We start from the raw sequence: 535 nt of genomic DNA on the forward strand, positions 1-535 counted from the left end.
AGTAGTTCAGCAATTCATGACAGCCAATCATCGGGCTAGACTGTTCAGCATCGGAAATCTCGTGGTCAAAAATGACATTATGTGCATGCTCTTTGTGATGCGGGTGATCGATGCGCTCTACGAAATCCAATAAATCTTCTGTTTGAGGGCAACCGAGTTGCTGACGAAGATCTTGAAAGTTCATATCTGAACTGACGAGCGTGTTGTCTAAATCGAAAATGACGGCTTTTATTCTTTCAAGTTCTAGTGGGAAGGGAATCATAGTGGCCTCGTACAACTTAACCAAACTATCGTTATAAAAACAAAAGGTTATTGTTAAGTTTAGATTCTTCTGGCTAAGTTGTACGAAAATAAATCACTGATGCATCACAAATCGAAAAAGCGCTGCACAGTTCTTATTGCTCGGTTAAGCGGAAGATTTTGCCGCTGTCGGTCGAAAAGTAGATATAGCCATCGGGGCTTATTGTGATATCTCTGATTCGTTCTCCAAGCTTTTCCAGTAAGCGTTGCGATTCTGTGAGCTTGCCATCGTTAA

1 protein-coding gene and 1 pseudogene are annotated in these 535 nt (G+C 41.5%); both read right to left on the reverse strand.

What is annotated here, in order from left to right; all coding sequences use genetic code 11:
- A pseudogene (locus R8O11_RS30770) lies at positions 1-262 on the reverse strand (HAD family hydrolase); the annotation flags it as partial.
- A 133-nt stretch (positions 263-395) separates the two neighbouring features.
- On the reverse strand, positions 396-535 hold a 140-nt coding region (locus R8O11_RS30775), incomplete at its 5' end, for a PQQ-dependent sugar dehydrogenase (protein WP_318195327.1).

The sequence above is a fragment of the Vibrio sp. 1288 genome (genome assembly GCF_033344475.1).